This window comes from Streptomyces sp. DT190 (assembly GCF_049846985.1).
Taxonomy (GTDB): Bacteria; Actinomycetota; Actinomycetes; order Streptomycetales; family Streptomycetaceae; genus Streptomyces.
In genome coordinates this window covers 55,186-72,422 of the sequence record NZ_JBNCNM010000033.1, presented here as the reverse complement: position 1 = coordinate 72,422, position 17,237 = coordinate 55,186, and the positions used below count along the sequence as shown (strand labels likewise).

The 17,237-nt window shown below is 71.9% G+C and carries 14 protein-coding genes; 9 read left to right on the top strand and 5 right to left on the bottom strand.

Going from position 1 to position 17,237, the window contains the following annotated elements:
* Positions 1 to 72: 72 nt before the first annotated feature.
* Genes ACPXCS_RS36810 through ACPXCS_RS36795 form a run of 4 tightly spaced genes read right to left on the bottom strand, consistent with a single transcriptional unit; the run spans position 73 to position 4,299 of the window.
* Positions 73 to 1,104 carry a LacI family DNA-binding transcriptional regulator gene (locus ACPXCS_RS36810; protein ID WP_425946773.1) on the bottom strand — a complete coding sequence of 344 codons (1,032 nt, stop codon included), beginning with the start codon at positions 1,102 to 1,104 and terminating at the stop codon, positions 73 to 75.
* The gene (locus tag ACPXCS_RS36805; RefSeq protein WP_425946772.1) at positions 1,101 to 2,009 is read right to left on the bottom strand and encodes a carbohydrate ABC transporter permease; all 909 of its coding nucleotides are present in this window, start codon (positions 2,007 to 2,009) and stop codon (positions 1,101 to 1,103) included. The genes ACPXCS_RS36810 and ACPXCS_RS36805 overlap by 4 nt, the downstream gene beginning before the upstream one ends.
* Entirely contained in the window at positions 2,006 to 2,983 is a 978-nt protein-coding gene (locus ACPXCS_RS36800; protein ID WP_425946771.1) for a carbohydrate ABC transporter permease, read from the bottom strand. Before ACPXCS_RS36800 ends, ACPXCS_RS36805 begins: the two co-directional genes overlap by 4 nt.
* On the bottom strand, positions 2,980 to 4,299 hold the full coding sequence (locus tag ACPXCS_RS36795) for an ABC transporter substrate-binding protein (protein ID WP_425946770.1): 1,320 nt from the start codon (positions 4,297 to 4,299) through the stop codon (positions 2,980 to 2,982). The genes ACPXCS_RS36800 and ACPXCS_RS36795 overlap by 4 nt, the downstream gene beginning before the upstream one ends.
* 183 nt (positions 4,300 to 4,482) lie before the next feature.
* Here ACPXCS_RS36795 and ACPXCS_RS36790 point away from each other — a divergent pair, with 183 nt between their 5' ends.
* The 8 genes from ACPXCS_RS36790 (at position 4,483) to aspA (ending at position 14,596) form a co-directional block, all read left to right on the top strand.
* Positions 4,483 to 6,504, top strand: a complete 2,022-nt coding sequence (locus ACPXCS_RS36790; RefSeq protein WP_425946769.1) for a beta-galactosidase — start codon at positions 4,483 to 4,485, stop codon at positions 6,502 to 6,504.
* A 112-nt stretch (positions 6,505 to 6,616) separates the two neighbouring features.
* The gene (locus ACPXCS_RS36785; protein ID WP_425946768.1) at positions 6,617 to 8,176 is read left to right on the top strand and encodes a glycoside hydrolase family 53 protein; all 1,560 of its coding nucleotides are present in this window, start codon (positions 6,617 to 6,619) and stop codon (positions 8,174 to 8,176) included.
* Positions 8,177 to 8,388: 212 nt separating this feature from the next.
* Complete coding sequence (locus ACPXCS_RS36780; protein WP_425946767.1) at positions 8,389 to 8,646, top strand: ArsR/SmtB family transcription factor; 258 nt, start codon at positions 8,389 to 8,391, stop codon at positions 8,644 to 8,646.
* Positions 8,647 to 8,864: 218 nt separating this feature from the next.
* The gene (locus tag ACPXCS_RS36775; RefSeq protein WP_425946766.1) at positions 8,865 to 9,701 is read left to right on the top strand and encodes an undecaprenyl-diphosphate phosphatase; all 837 of its coding nucleotides are present in this window, start codon (positions 8,865 to 8,867) and stop codon (positions 9,699 to 9,701) included.
* A gap of 175 nt (positions 9,702 to 9,876) precedes the next feature.
* Entirely contained in the window at positions 9,877 to 10,563 is a 687-nt protein-coding gene (locus ACPXCS_RS36770; protein WP_425946765.1) for a FadR/GntR family transcriptional regulator, read from the top strand.
* Entirely contained in the window at positions 10,560 to 12,002 is a 1,443-nt protein-coding gene (locus ACPXCS_RS36765) for an amino acid permease (RefSeq protein WP_425946764.1), read from the top strand. Before ACPXCS_RS36770 ends, ACPXCS_RS36765 begins: the two co-directional genes overlap by 4 nt.
* A gap of 32 nt (positions 12,003 to 12,034) precedes the next feature.
* Positions 12,035 to 13,051, top strand: coding sequence for an asparaginase (locus tag ACPXCS_RS36760; RefSeq protein ID WP_425946763.1), 1,017 nt, complete (start codon positions 12,035 to 12,037; stop codon positions 13,049 to 13,051).
* A 123-nt stretch (positions 13,052 to 13,174) separates the two neighbouring features.
* The gene (aspA, locus tag ACPXCS_RS36755; RefSeq protein WP_425946762.1) at positions 13,175 to 14,596 is read left to right on the top strand and encodes an aspartate ammonia-lyase; all 1,422 of its coding nucleotides are present in this window, start codon (positions 13,175 to 13,177) and stop codon (positions 14,594 to 14,596) included.
* Here the strand turns inward: aspA and ACPXCS_RS36750 are convergent.
* Positions 14,593 to 15,942 (bottom strand): MFS transporter, encoded by a 1,350-nt coding sequence (locus ACPXCS_RS36750; protein ID WP_425946761.1) that lies wholly within the window; start codon positions 15,940 to 15,942, stop codon positions 14,593 to 14,595. The genes aspA and ACPXCS_RS36750 overlap by 4 nt on opposite strands.
* 270 nt (positions 15,943 to 16,212) lie before the next feature.
* Here ACPXCS_RS36750 and ACPXCS_RS36745 point away from each other — a divergent pair, with 270 nt between their 5' ends.
* A complete protein-coding gene (locus ACPXCS_RS36745) occupies positions 16,213 to 17,145 on the top strand; it encodes a glutaminase (protein ID WP_425946760.1) in 933 nt (310 codons plus the stop codon).
* Positions 17,146 to 17,237: the final 92 nt, after the last annotated feature.

Sequence of the window (17,237 nt, the reverse complement as noted above, 5' to 3'; positions counted from 1 at the left end):
AGCTCCACCACATCGGAGGTCTTCGCCATGATCAAGCCCGGCAAGCGTTAACAACGCTCGTGATCAATACACCTAGGTCGATTCCCGCTTCACCAGCTCCGTCGGCAGGATCACCGCCGCCGGATCCTCGCCCCCGATCTGCGCCAGCAGCACCCGCACCATCTCGGCGCTGATCCGGTCCCACGGCTGCCGGATGGTGGTCAGTTCGGGGCTGGAGGCGAGCGCGGCGGGGGAGTCGTCGAAGCCGCCCACCGCCACGTCCTGCGGCACCCGCCGGCCGGCCCGCTGCAGTGCCGTCAGCACGCCCTGCGCCATGAGGTCCGAGGCGACGAACACCGCGTCCATGTCCGGGGCCTGCGCCAGCAGCCGCTCGGCGCCCGCCTCGCCGCTGGCCCGGCTGTAGTCGCCGGAGACGACGAGCCCCTCGTCGAACTCCAGCCCCGCACCGGCGAGCACCTCCTGGTACCCGGCCAGGCGCTCGACGCCGCCGGGTGTGTCCAGCGGACCGGTCACCATGCCCACCCGGCGCCGCCCGAGCGACAGCAGGTGGCGCACCATGTCCCGGGCGCCGTCCCGGTCGTCGGCGGCCACGTAACTCACCTTCGAGCCCAGCCCGATCGGCTTCCCGCACGCGACCAGCGGCACCCCCGCCCCGCGCAGCTGCTCGGCGACCGGATCGCCGGAGTGGCTGGAGACCAGCAGCACCCCGTCCACGTGCCCGGCGGTGATGTACCGGGTGATGCGCCGCCGTTCGTCCTCGGTGCCCGCCAGCATCAGCAGCAGCGGGATGTCGTGCGCGGCGAGCGCCTGCGTGCAGCCGCGCAGCAGGACGTTGAAGTTCGGGTCCTCGAAGAACCGCTCCTGCGGCTCGGTCAGCAGGAAGCCGACCGAGTCGGACCGGCCGGTGATCAGCGAACGGGCGTGCCGGTTGACGACGTAACCCGTCCTGCGGATGGCCGCGTTGACCGCCTCCTGCGCGGCCGGGCTGACGTAGTGGCCGCCGTTGAGCACACGTGAGACGGTGCCGCGCGAGACCCCCGCCTCGCGCGCCACGTCGTGGATCGTGGGCGGCCTGCGCCTGCCCCCCGCAGCGTTCATGGTCATGACTTTACGGCTCCGGAGAGCAGATCCAGGCTCCAGAACCGCTGGACGACCAGGAAGAGGGCGACCAGCGGCAGCACCGCGAGGAACGCGCCCGTGATCACCAGCGTGTACAGCGCCGGGGTGTTGGCCCCCTGCTCCAGCAACGTGAACAGCCCCAGCGTGATCGGGAACTTCTCGTCGTCGCTGAGCATGATGTACGGCAGCAGGAAGTTGTTCCAGACCGCCACGAACTGGAACAGGAACACCGTCACCATGCCGGGGATCATCATCGGCAGCGCGATCCGCGTGAAGATCCGCCACTCGCTCGCCCCGTCCATCCGCCCGGCCTCCACCACATCGGCCGGCACCGCGGCGGCGGCGTAGATCCGTGCCAGGTAGACGCCGTACGGCGAGAGGATCTGCGGCAGCAGCACCGACAGGTACGAGTCCGTGAGGTCGGCCTCGGCCAGCAGCAGGTACTGCGGGACGGCGAGGATCACCGGCGGCATGAGCACACCCGCGAGCAGCACGTTGAAGAGGGTCTCGCGGCCCCGGAAGCGGTAGGTCGCCAGCGCGTAGCCGCTGACCGCCGAGACGCACGTCGACAGCAGGGCGCCCAGACCCGCGTACAGGGCGGAGTTGCCCATCCACTGCCAGTAGACCCCGTCCCGGTAGGCGCTCAGGTCGCGGACGTTGTCCGTGAAGCCCGTGCCGGGCAGGAACGTGAAGGTGGAGAACAGCTCGCGCCCGGACTTGGTGGCCGCGATGACCACCCAGGCGACCGGCAGCAGGCAGTAGAGCGCGCCCAGGAGCAGCGTGACCGTCGGGACCAGGGCGATCCGGCGGCGCAGCGGCGGACGGTCCCGGTCCGTGCCGGGCGTGCTGCCCGCCACCTGCCCGGCCTGGGGGACGGTGAGGGAACTCATCGGGCTGCCTCCTGCTTCTGACGACGGTTCGCGGCGCGCAGGAAGCCGAAGGACAGCAGGAGGGTGGCGACGGCGATGATCACGGCCTGCGCCGCGGCGCCGTGGATGTCGCCCTCCCCGAAGGCGTCCCGGTACACCTTCATCAGCGGACTCCACGTCGTGGACACGGAGTTGGTCAGCGGCTTGAGGGTGGTGGGCTCGTTGAAGACCTGGAGCGTGGCGATGATCGAGAAGAAGAACGTCAGCACCAGCGACGGGGCCACCATCGGGATCTTGACGCGCAGGGCGATCTGCAGCGGGGTGGCGCCGTCCAGCCTGGCCGCCTCGTACACCTCGGCGGGGATGGCCTGGAGCGAGGTGTAGATGACGATCATGTTGAAGCCGGTGCCGCCCCACACCGCGATGTTCGACAGGGCCAGGTACAGCGGCCCGCCGTCCAGCAGGTCCGGCTGCGGCATCCCCAGCCTGTCCAGGACGAAGTAGAAAGGGCTGACGTCCGGCAGGTACAGAAAGCCCCACAGCAGTGCCGCCACCACACCCGGAACGGCGTACGGCAGGAAGATCGCGAGCCGGGTGAAGGGAGCGAGCCGCACCTTCTCCGAGTCGAGCATCAGCGCGAACAGCAGGGCCAGGCCCAGCATCACCGGGACGACGATGCAGCCGTACCCCAGCACGCGCAGGGTGCCGTCGAGCAGCTCGCTGTCGGACAGGGCGTCGGTGTAGTTCTCCAGCCCGGCCCAGACCTCCGAGCGGGCGCCGGAGCCGAGCCCGAGGCCGGAGACCTTCACCTTGCGCAGGCTGAGCCACACCGCGTAGCCGATGGGCAGGGCGAAGAACAGGGCGAACAGGACCGTCGCGGGGAGGAGGAAGGCATAGGGGGCGCTGCGCGTCCGTCTGCGGGTGCTCCGGGGGGACGGACGGTCGTACGGGGACCCCTCGCCCCCGTACGGCCGCCGGCGTGCCGTGCTTTTCACTCCGCGACCTCGAAGCCCTGCTTCTTCAGGTCGGCGACGGTGTCGGCCTGCATCTTCTCCAGCGCGGCGCCGAAGTCCGACTTGTTCCTGGCGGCGGCGCCGAAGGCGTCCTTGAAGGTGGTGTAGGCGACGTTCACGTTCGGGCCCCAGGCCGAGGGCGCGGTGGTCTCCGCTATCTTCGCGGCCTTGCGGTAGAAGTCGGCCTGGTCGGAGAAGTAGGCCGGCGGCTTGAGGAAGGCGCCGCTGGTCTGGGCGTTGGTGGCGGCCGGGTAGATGCCGCTCTCCCTGGCCAGCGCGTTCAGCGCGGCCCGGTCGGTGTTCAGCCAGGCGGCGAACTTCGCGGCGGCCTCCCGGTGGTCGGAGTCCGTGGTGACGGCGGTGGAGGAGCCGCCCCAGCTGCCGGTCCGGTTCTCGCTCGCCGACCACTGGGGGAGCGGGGCCATGGCCCACTTGCCCTTGGTGTCCGGGGCGGCGGTGGTGAGGGTGCCCGGGGCCCACACCGCGCTGACCCAGGCGATCTGCTTGCCGGTGTTGAGCGCCTTGTTCCAGGACGGGGTGTACATCGGCTGGTTGTCGATGGCGCCCTCCTTGACGAGGCCGCCCCAGAACTCCGCGACCTTCCGCGTCGCCGCGTCGTCGATCGCGACCTTCCACCGGTCGCCCGAGGTCGTCCACCATTTCGCGCCCGCCTGCTGGGCGAGGCCCGCGAAGAGCCCGGAGTCGTTGGCGGAGAAGGTGGTGAGGTCCTTGTGGGGCGCCGCCTGCTTGAGCTTGCGGGCCGTCTCGGCGAACTCGGCCCAGGTCGTCGGCACGGTCAGGCCGTACTCCTCGAACAGGTCCGCGCGGTAGTAGAACATCATCGGCCCGATGTCCTGCGGGACCGCGTAGACCGCGTCCGTGCCCAGGGTCGTCTGCTGCCACACACCGTCGGCGAACCGGTCCTTCGCCCCGTCGACGTCCTCCGAGATGTCCGCGAGGGCGTCGTTGCTGACCAGCGTGGGCAGCGCCTGGTACTCGGCCTGCACCAGGTCGGGCGCCTTGCCGGCCTTGTGCGCGGTGAGGATCTTGGTGACCAGCGTGTCACCGGAGGCCTGCTTCTTGACCGTGACGGTGATCCGGTCCTTCTTGCCCGGCCCCTCGTTCCACAGATCCACGACCTTGTCCATGCCGGGCGTCCACGTCCAGTACGTCAGCGAGACCGGCCCCGACCCGGTCCCGCCGTCCCCGGAATCCGAGCCACAGGCGGCGAGGGTGGTGGCGCCGAGCGCGAGGGCGACGGCGGATGTCACGAGGCGACGGCGCTTCGTGTGCGGCATGGATCTCTCCCCTGACCTGGGGTCCCCGCCTGCTGCGGAGACCTGCCATGCTTCTGTGAGCGTTCACAGTAGAGAAACATCCCGGACACTTGTCAATGGTTGTTGCTGTGCGGTTATGTTGGGCTCAGCACCCCGCTGCTGTGTGTGCACGTTCCCATTTGATCGATCACCGGGAGATCATTCATGCCGGACACCACCCCCAGGGGCCTCACCAGGCTCGCCTTCGGCGGGGACTACAACCCCGAGCAGTGGCCGGAAAGCGTCTGGCAGGAGGACGTCCGGCTGATGCGCGAGGCCGGCGTCACCATGGTGAGCGTCGGGATCTTCTCCTGGGCCCTGCTGGAACCCTCGCCCGGCACCTACGACTTCGGCTGGCTGGACCGGCTGCTGGACCTGCTGCACGAGCACGGCGTCCGCGTCGACCTCGGCACCCCGACGGTCGTCCCGCCCGTCTGGTTCTACCGGGCCCACCCCGAGGCGCTGCCCGTCACCGCCGAGGGCGTGCGCCACGAGTTCGGCTCCCGCGCGGCCATCTGCCACAGCAACGCCGACTACCGCACCGCCGCCGCGGCCATCACCACCCGGCTCGCCGAGCGCTACGGCGACCACCCGGCGCTCGCCCTGTGGCACGTCCACAACGAGTACGGCGTCCCCGTCTCGGCCTGCTACTGCGACTCCTGCGCCGCCCACTTCCGCCGCTGGCTGGCGACCACGTACGGCACGGTCGAGGCGGTCAACGAGGCCTGGGGCACGGCCTTCTGGGGGCAGCGCTACGGCGACTTCGAGGACATCAACCCGCCCCGGCTGACTCCGGCGGCCGTCAACCCGGGCCAGGCGCTGGACTACAAGCGGTTCGCCGACGCCACCATGCGCGAGAACTTCACCATGGAGCGGGACATCCTGCACCGCCTGTCCCCGGGCGTCCCGGTCACCACCAACTTCATGACCGCGCTCAGCCAGTGCGACTCCGTGGACTACTGGGCGTGGGGCCGCGAGGTCGACCTCGTCACCAACGACCACTACCTGATCACCGACGGCCGCCGCACCCACGTCAACCTCGCCATGGCCGCCGACCTCACCCGCTCGGTCGCGGGCGGCGCCCCCTGGCTGCTGCTGGAGCACTCCACCTCGGGCGTCAACTGGCAGCCCCGCAACCCGGCCAAGACCCCCGGACAGATGGCCCGCAACTCCCTCGCGCACGTGGCGCGCGGCTCCGAGGGCGCCATGTTCTTCCAGTGGCGCCAGTCCCGGCGCGGCGCCGAGAAGTTCCACTCGGCGATGGTCCCGCACGGCGGCACCGACACCCGCGTGTGGCGCGAGGTCGTCGAACTCGGCGCGTCCGTCGAGGCGTTGAGCGAGATCCGCGGCACACGCACGGTGGCCGACGCGGCCGTGCTGTGGGACTGGCACTCCTGGTGGGCGCAGACCCTCGACTGGCGGCCCAGCGTCGACCACGACGCCCGCGAACGCGCCGACGCCTTCTACGAGGCCCTCTACGACCGTCACCTCACCGTCGACTTCGCCCACCCGGAAGCCGACGTGTCGAGGTATCCCCTTGTCGTCGTCCCGGCCCTGTACCTGATGACGGAGGCGGCCGGACGCAACCTGACGGCGTACGTGGAGGGCGGCGGCACACTGGTCGTGTCGTACTTCTCCGGCATCGTCGACGAGCACGACGCCGTCCACGAGGGCGCCTACCCGGGCCCGCTGCGCGACGTCCTCGGCCTCACGATCGAGGAGTTCTCCCCGCTGCTGTCCGGCGAACGCGTACGGGTCGCCGGCCCCGACGGGACCGAGCTGGGCGCGGACGTGTGGACCGAATTCGTGGTGCCCCGCGGCGCCGACCCGGTCCTGACCTACGCCGACGGCCCGGCCGCCGGGCTGCCCGCCGTCACCCGGCACCGCCTCGGGGAGGGCACCGCCTGGTACGTCTCCACCCGGCTCGGCGCCGACGGCCTCGACACGCTGCTCGGCTCGGCCGGCGCGGACGCCCGGCTCGCCCCGCGCGCCGACCTGCCCCGGGACGTCGAAGTGGTGCGCCGCGCCGGCGAGTCGGGCACCTACCTGTTCGCCGTCAACCACACCGGCGCGGACGTCAAGGTGCCCCTGGAGGCCGCGGGCACCGAACTGCTCACCGGCGAACGCGCCGCCGGCCGTCTGGCGGTGCCCGCCGGAGCCGTCCGGGTCGTCCGGCTCGACGGCTGAACCGACTCCCTCCGCCCGCGCGTGCCACGAGCCGCGGGCGGAGGGGCTCTCCCGGTCCGGCCGCGGACGGGAGGCACTCCCCAACCCCACGTCGAAGGGACGACGGACGACGATGTTCCATCCCAGACGCACCCTCGCCGCCCTGCTGCTGCCACTGGCCGCCGGGCTCACCCTCGCCGCCCTGCCCGCCACCTCCGCCCACGCCGCGAGCACGCTGACCAACGGCGGCTTCGAAGCCGACGGCGCGGGCGCCGCCACGCCGGGCGGCTGGTCCGAGTACGGCGACACCGGCGCCTCGTTCACCGAGTCCGGCGGCCACGGCGGCAGCCACCGCCTGAGCCACTGGGCCGCCGGGGCCTACCGGGTCGAGACGTACCAGTACCTGTCGGGGCTGGCCAACGGCGCCTACAAGCTCACCGCCTGGGTGCGCTCGGGCGGCGGGCAGAAGTCCGCGTACATAGCGCTGAAGAACTGCGGCGGCGCCGAGCAGCGCACCGACCTGCCGGTCTCCTCCACCGGGTGGATCCGGATCGTCGTGCCGGTCGACGTGACCGCCAACCAGTGCACGATCAGCATCAACAGTGACGCGAACGCCGGCAACTGGATCAACGTCGACGACCTGACCTTCGCGCCGGGCACGTCCGGCACGTCGATCAAGGGGGCCGACATCTCGTCCCTGGCCAAGAGCGAGGCGAAGGGCGGTGTCTACCGCAACGCCTCCGGGACCACCGGCGACGCCCTGTCCCTCCTGAAGTCGAACGGCATGAACTACGCCCGCCTCAAGGTGTGGGTCGACCCGGCCGACGGCTTCAACGACAAGGCCCGCGTCCTGGCCACGGCCAAGCGCGTCAAGGCCCAGGGCATGAAGCTGCTGGTCGACTTCCACTACTCCGACTTCTGGGCCGACCCGGGCCGTCAGGACAAGCCCGCCGCGTGGGCCGGGCACTCCTACAGCCAGCTGAAGACGGACGTGTACCGGCACACGTACGACGTGCTGAACGCCCTGAAGGCGCAGGGCACCACCGCCGACATGGTCCAGGTGGGCAACGAGATCAACGGCGGCATGCTGTGGAACGAGGGCTCCACCGCCAACTGGACGCAGCTCGCCGGTCTGCTCAACTCCGGCTACGACGCCGTGAAGGCGGTCAGCTCCGGCACCACGGTGGCCCTGCACCTGGCCGAGGGCGGTGACCTGGAAGGCACCCGCTGGTGGTTCGACAGCGCCCGCTCCCACGGCGTGCGGTTCGACGCGATCGGCCTGTCCTACTACGGCTACTGGCACGGCACCCTGGCCGACTTCCAGACGACCCTGGACGACGCGGCCGCCCGCTACGGCAAGCCGGTGTTCGTCGCCGAGACGGCCTACCCGTTCCGCCTGGACAGCGACGACTCCCACGAGAACATCATCGACACCGCTGACGAGCTGGTCCCGGGCTATCCGGCGAGCGTGGCCGGCCAGACCCGGTGGATGAACGACGTAGCGAGCATCGTGGAGGCCGTCCCGAACGGCCGCGGCCTCGGCATCTTCTACTGGGAGGCGACCTGGACCGCGGTCTCCGGCAACGGCTGGGACCCGACCGACCCGTCCTCCGGCAACGCCTGGGAGAACCAGGCGCTGTTCGGCTACGACGACCGGGCGCTGTCGTCGATGTCCTGGTTCCGGCACCGCTGAGCCGGCCGGGGAGGGGGCGCGCCGCCGAGGCCGGCCCGCTCCCTCCCTCCCGGTCTTCCGAGCCAGGGGCGAACTGCCTTGTACGGCGGGGAAGTTCGGTCAGGGCCGTGCGGTATCGGTCAAGCCTGCCGAGTCCCGGACACGGCCGCATTCCGTGCGGGAGAGTGGGAAGACGCGGTGCAGAGGACGACGCCGCGAGGCAGGGGCACGCCATGCTGAGGACTCCCACGGACGAGACACGGCTGCGCATCCTGGCCTGGCTGAGGGAACCCGGTCCCGCCGCGAGCGGGGTCAGCGCGGACAGCGTCGCCGAGCGCTTCGCGCTGCCGCGCCCGGTGGCCGCCACCCACCTGCGGCTGCTGGAGGCCACCGGCATGCTGCGTTCCAGCCGGTCCGGAGACGGTCTGCACTACCACCGCGACGACATGCGGATCGCCGAGGTCGCGCGGATGTTCGAGAAGGGCTGGTAGCCCGAGCCGGATCCCGCTCGGCCCGGGCCCGACGGTAAGGATCGGGTGTGAGGCGCCGCGGCGGTGACGACGGGCCCGGCGCCGCCCCGCGGGCGGAAGCGGCGGGGGAGAGGGCGTGCGCGGGGACCGTGCCCGCGCGGAGGTGAGAGGCGTCCTCGCCCGCGTGGTGTACGACTGTCCCCCTCCGCTTGCGCCCCTCTACAGCAGAACGGGAACCCATGAGCGTCATCACCGTCGGTCAGGCCGCACTCCTGGGAGCCGTCGAGGGGGTGACCGAGTTCCTGCCGGTCTCCTCCACCGGCCACCTGAAGATCGCCGAGGGGCTCATGGGCATCCCCGTCGGCGACCGGGCCGTGGTCGGGTTCTCGGCGGTCGTCCAGGCCGGCGCGATCGCCGCGGTGCTCGTGTACTTCCGCAAGGACATCACGCGGATCGTCTCCGCCTGGGCGCGCGGCCTGCGCCACCGCGAGGAGCGCCACCACCACGACTACCGGTTCGCCTGGTGGGTCGTCTGCGCCACCGTGCCGATCGTCGCCGTGGGACTGGCCGCCGAGCCGCTCATCGAGGGCCCGCTCGCCTCGCTGTGGGTGGTGGCCGGCTCGCTGATCGCCGGCAGCGGCGTGATGTGGGCCGCCGACCGGACGGGCCGGCACGAGCGGGGCGAGGGCGACACCTCCTTCACGGACGCCATGCTGGTCGGCGGCTCCCAGATCCTCGCCCTGCTCCTGCCCGGCTTCTCCCGCTCCGGGGCGACCATGTCCACCGCGCTCGTCCTCGGCCTGGACCGCGTCGCCGCCACCCGGCTCTCCTTCTTCCTCGGCATCCCCGCCCTGACCGGCGCCGGCCTGTACGAACTCAAGGACGCCCTGGGCACCGGGGCGGGCGCGGCACCGCTCGCCGTCGGCACGGTCGTGTCGTTCGCCGTGGCGTACGCCTCCATCGCCTGGTTGCTGAGGTTCGTCGCCAGGCACTCCTTCAACGCCTTCGTGAGCTACCGGGTCGTCGTGGGTGTGCTGCTGTCCGTCCTGCTCGGGGCGGGTGTGCTGCACGGTTGAGCGGGGTGCGGCCGGGGCGCCGCGGCCCGACCACGGCGCCTTCGGGGCCGGTGCGTCGTTCCCCGCGCCCCTCTCGGGGCGCCCCTTGACAGCGGCTCCCGTCGGCCGGAGTATCTCTCCCGTGAACCTGTCAGACAGCCGGACAGCCGGACAGCCTGTGCGTCGCGTCAGTGCCATGGAAGCGGTGCTGGCGCACCTGCGCGGCGCCATCGAGCGCGGCGACTACGCCATCGGCGACAAGCTCCCCTCCGAGGCGGAGCTCTGCCGCACCCTGGAGGTCTCCCGGCCCGTGCTGCGCGAGGCGCTGCGGGCGCTGCAGACCATGGGCCTGACCGTCTCCCGGACCGGCAAGGGCACCTTCGTCGTCGCCAGCACCGTCGAGGACCCCACCTTCGGCGACTACGCGGCCAGCGACCTGCTGGAGGTCCGCCGCCACGTCGAGATCCCGGTCGCCGGGTACGCGGCCCTGCGCCGCACCCCGGAGAACCTCGACCACCTGGCCCACCTGCTGGACCGCATGGAACGGGAGACCGACACCACGGCCTGGGTCGCCATGGACACGCTGTTCCACCTCGCCGTGGCCGAGGCCGCCCAGAACCCGGTCTTCCGCCGGGTCATCGAGGAGATCCGGGACGCGCTGGCCCGGCAGTCGGCCTTCCTCAACGAGCTCGGCGGCCGCCGCGAGCAGTCCAACCGCGAGCACCGGGCCATCGTCGAGGCGCTGATCGACGGTTCCGAGAACGATGCGGTGGAGGCCATGACCCACCACCTCGACCGTGTCGAGACGACCCTCACCGACATCGTGCGCTCCCCGCGCACCACCGGCACGGAAAACCCCACGGAAGGCGGACCCGAGGCGTGAGCGAGCAGTCCCTGCACGACGGAGTGCAGAAACGTTCCGGCCATGTCGACGCCGGAGACGCGGGCTACAGCAAGTCCCTGAAGTCCCGGCACGTCAACATGATCGCCATCGGCGGCGCCATCGGCACCGGGCTCTTCCTCGGTGCCGGCGGCCGCCTCGCCGAGGCCGGGCCCTCCCTCTTCATCGCCTACGCGGTCTGCGGCCTCTTCGCCTTCCTGGTCGTCCGTGCCCTCGGCGAACTCGTGCTCTACCGCCCCTCCTCCGGTGCCTTCGTGTCGTACGCCCGCGAGTTCATGGGGGAGAAGGGCGCGTACACGGCCGGCTGGATGTACTTCCTCAACTGGGCGACCACCGGCATCGCCGACATCACCGCCGTCGCCACGTACACCCACTACTGGGGCATGTTTTCCGACATCCCGCAGTGGGTCATCGCCCTGATCGCGCTGGCCGTCGTCCTCACCGTGAATCTGATCTCGGTGAAGATCTTCGGTGAGCTGGAGTTCTGGTTCGCGATCGTCAAGGTCGGCGCGCTCGTCGTCTTCATGGGCATCGGCATCTTCCTGCTGGTCACCCGGCACCCCGTCGACGGCCACACTCCCGGCCCGTCCCTGATCGCCGACAGCGGCGGCGTCTTCCCGCACGGCCTGCTGCCCATGCTGCTGATCATCCAGGGCGTCGTCTTCGCCTACGCCTCCGTCGAACTGGTCGGGGTCGCGGCCGGCGAGACCGAGAACCCCGAGAAGATCATGCCCAAGGCGATCAACTCGATCATGTGGCGCGTCGGCGTCTTCTACGTCGGCTCGGTGGTCCTGCTGTCGATGCTGCTGCCCTGGAACAAATACACGGCCGGAGAGAGCCCCTTCGTCACGGTGCTGTCCAACATCGGCGTCCCCGCCGCCGGCGGCGTGATGAACCTCGTCGTCCTCACCGCCGCGATGTCCTCGCTCAACTCCGGCCTCTACTCCACCGGCCGCATCCTGCGCTCCATGGCCATGGCCGGATCCGCGCCCGGGTTCACCTCCGTGATGAGCCGCAGCCAGGTCCCCTACGGCGGCATCCTGCTGACCAGCGGCATCTGCGTGCTGGGCGTCGGCCTCAACTTCGTCGTGCCCGCCGAGGCGTTCGAGATCGTGCTGAACTTCGCCGCGATCGGCATCCTCGCCACCTGGGGCATGATCATGGTCTGTCACCTCCTCTTCTGGCAGAGCGCCCAGAAGGGCGAGCTCACCCGCCCCGGCTACCGGCTGCCGGGCTCTCCCTGGACCGAGATCGTGACGCTGGCGTTCCTCGCCTCCGTCCTGGTCCTCATGTACGCCGACGGCGGCGCGGGACGCACCACCGTGCTGTGCCTGCCGCTGATCGTCGGGGCCCTGGTCGCCGGATGGTTCGCCGTCCGCGGCCGTATCGCCCGCACGTCCACCACCGGAGCCGACGCGTGACCCACGCGCCGCTCCCAGAGAAGCAGGCAGTGATGCACAGCAGTTCCCTCGCGGCCGCACCCCTGGTCCGTGAACCCGTCCACGCCCCCGTCGCCCACCTCATACGCGGCGGCATCGTCGAAGGCACGCACTACGGCTCCGTCGTCGTCCTCGGCGCCGACGGAGAGGTCCGGCTCCGGATCGGAGACATCGAGGCCGCCTTCTACCCCCGCTCCGCGATCAAGCCCGTCCAGGCCGTCGCCATGGTCCGGGCCGGCCTGCCGCTCCACGGCGAGCTGCTGTCGCTGACCGCGGCCAGCCACTCCGGCGAGGAACGCCACCTCGCCGGCACCCGGCGCATCCTCGAACTCGCCGGGCTCACCGAGGAGCACCTGCGCAACGTCCCCGACATGCCGTTCGACCCGGTCGTCCGGGACACCTGGGTCCGCGAGGGCCGTGCACCCTCCCGGCTCGCCCAGAACTGCTCCGGCAAGCACGCGGCCATGCTCTACACCTGCGCCCTCAACGGCTGGCCACTGGAGGACTACCTCGACCCCGGCCATCCGCTCCAGCAGGCCATCGCCGAGATCGTCGAGGACCTCACCGGGCAGCGGATCGCGACGGTCACCGTCGACGGCTGCGGCGCGCCCCTGTTCGCCCTCTCCCTGCACGGCCTGGCCCGCGCGACCGCCCGGATCGTCGCGGCCGCGCCGGGCACGCCCGAGGCCCGCGTGGCCGACGCGATGCGCGAGCACCCGCAGATGGCCTCCGGCTCCGGCCGGGACGTCGCCGCGCTGATGTGGGCCGTGCCGGGGCTGCTGTCCAAGGACGGCTTCGAAGGCGTGCAGGTCGCCGCGCTGCCCGACGGGCGGGCCGTCGCGGTGAAGATCGCGGACGGGGCGAACCGGGCGCGGGTGCCGGTGGCTGCCGCCGCGCTGGCCCGGGCGGGCGTGGACCCGGAACTGCTCACCGAGTTCGCGGGTGAGCCGCTGCTCGGGGGCGGGCGGGAGGTCGGGCGGGTGCGGCCCGTTCGCTCGCTGGAGCCGGTCGCCGGTGCGGCCCGCGCCTGAATGCGCCGCCGGGTTCTCCCGTCCGGCGGCTGCGGCGCCCCGTGGCTGATCGCGCAGTTCCCCGCGCCCCTGACGGGGCGCACACCCACCCTCACTCACGTCAGAAAGAGGACCCTCACCGTCATGACCGCCGCCACCCGCTCCGAGCACGACCTGCTCGGTGACCGTGACGTTCCCGCCGAGGCGTACTGGGGTGTGCACACCCTGCGGGCCACGGAGAACTTCCCCATCACGGGGACGCCGATCTCCGCCTACCCGCACCTCGTCGACGCCCTGGCCGCCGTCAAGGAGGCCGCGGCCCTCGCCAACGAGGAACTCGGCCTGCTGGACGCGGAGAAGGCCGCCGCCATCGTCGCCGCCTGCCGGGAGATCCGCGCCGGCCGGCTGCACGACCAGTTCGTCGTCGACGTCGTCCAGGGCGGCGCGGGCACCTCGACGAACATGAACGCCAACGAGGTCGTGGCGAACCGGGCACTGGAACTGCTGGGCCACGCCAAGGGCGAGTACCGCTACCTGCATCCCAACGAGGACGTCAACCTCGGCCAGTCCACCAACGACGTCTACCCCACCGCGGTCAAGGTCGCGACCGTGTTCGCGGTGCGCGGGCTGCTCGACGCGATGTCCGTGCTGCAGGACGCCTTCGCCCACAAGGCCGTCGAGTTCCGCGACGTGCTCAAGATGGGCCGCACGCAGTTGCAGGACGCGGTGCCGATGACGCTCGGCCAGGAGTTCTCCGCGTACGCCGTCATGCTGGACGAGGACCGGTCCCGGCTGGCCGAGGCCGTCGAGCTGATCCACGAGATCAATCTCGGCGCCACGGCCATCGGCACCGGCCTCAACGCCCCCGCCGGATACGCCGAGTCGGCCCGGCGCCACCTGTCCGAGATCACCGGCCTGCCCCTGGTGACCGCGGCCAACCTGGTCGAGGCGACCCAGGACTGCGGCGCGTTCGTGCAGATGTCCGGCGTGCTCAAGCGCATCGCGGTCAAGCTCTCCAAGAGCTGCAACGACCTGCGGCTGCTCTCCTCCGGCCCGCGCGCCGGACTGGGCGAGATCAACCTGCCGCCCGTCCAGGCCGGTTCGTCGATCATGCCGGGCAAGGTCAACCCGGTGATCCCCGAGGTCGTCAACCAGGTCGCCTTCGAGGTGATCGGCAACGACGTCACCATCACCATGGCCGCGGAGGCCGGGCAGCTCCAGCTCAACGCGTTCGAGCCGATCATCCTGCACTCCCTGTCCGAGTCGATCACGCACCTGCGCGCCGCCTGCCTGACCCTCGCGGAGCGCTGCGTGTGGGGCATCACCGCCAACACCGAGGCCCTGCGCGCCACGGTCGAGAACTCCATCGGCCTGGTCACCGCCCTCAACCCGCACATCGGCTACACGGCCGCCACCGACATCGCCAAGGAGGCCCTCGCGACGGGCCGCGGCGTGGCCGAACTCGTGCTGGAGAAGGGCCTGCTCCCCGCCGAGACCCTCGCGGCCCTGCTGCGCCCGGAGGTCCTGGCGGGCAGCGGGCCGCAGGACCGCCCGGCCGCGGTCTAGGCCGTACGGTCACCGCTGCCGGTCCCGGGGGACGGGCCCGGCAGCGTCCGTCCCAGCCGGGCGAGCGGGGACAGCGCCATCAGCGCCGGGGACAGCAGCAGGCCGGCGGCCGTCACCAGCAGGGCCGTGCGCAGCCCCCACCGCTCGGCGAGGAAGCCGCCGAGCAGCGAGCCGAGCGGGGCCGTCCCCATCCCGGCGAAGGTGATCGTCGCCGCCACACGGCCCTGCATCGCGACGGGGGTGACGGCCTGCCGGACGGACAGGGTGGTGACGTCGACCAGCTGCCCGCAGGCGCCGAACACGAAGCTGACCGCCACGACCGCCGGGACCGTCACCGCGGCGGGGCCGTGCAGCGCGGGCACCCCCAGCATCACGGCGTCGCCGAGGACCGCCGCGGACACGAGCACCACGCCGTGACCGAACCGGCCCGGCAGCCGCGCCGCGAGCAGCGAGCCGAGGAGCGCGCCCGGCCCCGTCGCCGCCAGCGCCAGCCCCACCGCGGTGCCCGACAGGTGCAGTTCCCGGGGCAGGAAGAGCAGATGGACGGTCATCACGGCCGCGAAGGAGAACTGGAAGGCGGCCGAGGCCAGAGCCACCGCCCGCAGCAAGGGGTCGCGGGCGACGAAGCGGACGCCCGCCATGATCCGCCGCCGCAGCCGGGGCGTGCGTTCGTCGCGCCCGGGGACCGATTCGCGCCGGCCGATCCGCCGGATCGACAGCGACGACAGCACGAAGAACAGCGCGCCGGACGCCGCGGCGACCGGCGCCGGCAGCACGGACACCAGCGCACCGCCCAGAGCCGGTCCGCCGATCCGGGCCGCGGACCGGCTGCCCTCCAGCGCGCTGTTGCCGCGCAGCAGCTGATCGCGTCTCACCAGCCGCACCAGGGACGCCTGGTAGGCGACGTCGAAGAACACCGAAAGGGCCCCGACCGCGAACACGGCCACGAGCAGGGCGGGCAGCCCGAGCCCGCCGAGGAGACCGGCCAGGAGGACCGCGCCCAGGGCCAGGGCCCGGCCGGCGTCCGCGAGCACCATCACCGTCCGGGTCCGCCAGCGGTCCACCCACGCGCCGGCGAGCAGCGACAGCAACAGGACCGGCGCCTGCCCCACCGCGCGCAGGACGCCCAGTCGGCCGGGGTCGACGTGCAGCGTCAGGACGGCGATCAGGGGCAGCACCACCAGGCAGGCGTGCTCGCCCAGCTGCGAGGCGGTCTGCCCCGCCCAGAGCCGGCGGAAGTCGGCGTCCCGCCACAGGCCGGGCGGAGCGGACCCGCCGGTGCCGGAGGCGTCGTGGGGTGCGGACGCGCGGGACGGATCGTTCGTGGCGGAGGCATCGGAGGGCACGCGGATCCCAGGGGGTGCGAGGACGAGGCCCGCACCCGGCGCGCGACAGGGCGCACCGGCGGTGCCGGGCGGGAAGGAGGGCTCGCCGTGCCACGGATCGAGGCGGCACGCGATGACAGGCCGGAGACGGCCACGGCGTCAACACGCGCTCGGACGACCGACCATGCTCAGCTCCTCCGGGCTCACTCGCTGCCCGCACGGTAGCCCCCGGCGCTCCGGCACGACAACGCAATAAGCGCGGGTGCGCGCGGGGACCGCAGCGGAGGGACAATGGCGATCATGACGCCGTCGACCACCTTCCAGCCGGTCCTGGAACGCATCGCCGAGGAGATCGAGCGGACCCCCGGCCGCGGCCGGGCCGCCGACTACATCCCGGCGCTCGCGGCGTGCGACCCGCGCAGTTTCGGCATGGCCGTCGCCGAACTCGACGGCACCGTGTACGGGGTGGGGGACTGGCGGCAGCCGTTCTCCGCCCAGTCCATCACCAAGGTCTTCACCCTCGCCCTGGACCTCGCCCGCGAGGGCGACGCCCTGTGGGAGCACGTGGGCCGCGAGCCCTCCGGCAACCCGTTCAACTCCCTGGTGCAGCTGGAGTACGAGAACGGCATCCCGCGCAACCCGTTCATCAACGCGGGCGCGCTCGTCGTCACCGACCGGCTGCACACCCGCACCGGCGACGCCTCCGGAGAGCTGCTTGGCTTCCTGCGCGCCGAGAGCGGCAATCCGGAGCTGACCTTCGACAAGGAGGTCGCCGCCTCCGAGTCCGCCCACGGCGACCGCAACGCCGCGCTCGGGCACTTCATGGCGTCCTACGGCAACATCGACAACCCGGTGCCGGTCCTGCTCGAACAGTACTTCCGCCAGTGCTCCGTGACGGCGTCCTGCGCCGACCTCGCCCTCGCCACGACCTTCCTGGCCCGGCACGGGCTGCGTGCCGACGGCACCCGCCTGCTCAGCCTCAGCCAGGCCAAGCAGATCAACGCGATCATGCTGACCTGCGGCACGTACGACGCGGCGGGCGACTTCGCCTACCGCGTGGGCCTGCCCGGCAAGAGCGGTGTGGGCGGCGGCATCATCGCGGTCGTACCCGGCCGCTGCACCCTGTGCGTATGGAGCCCGGGCCTGGACGAGCGGGGCAACTCGGTGGCGGGAGTGGCGGCGCTGGACCGGTTCACGACGCTGACGGGCCTGTCCGTGTTCTGACGCGGCTCCGAGGGCAGATCCCTCGGCGCCGGACCCGCTCGGTCCCGATCACCGTCCGGTCACACCCCGGCCGCTCCCCGGAGGGACCCGCG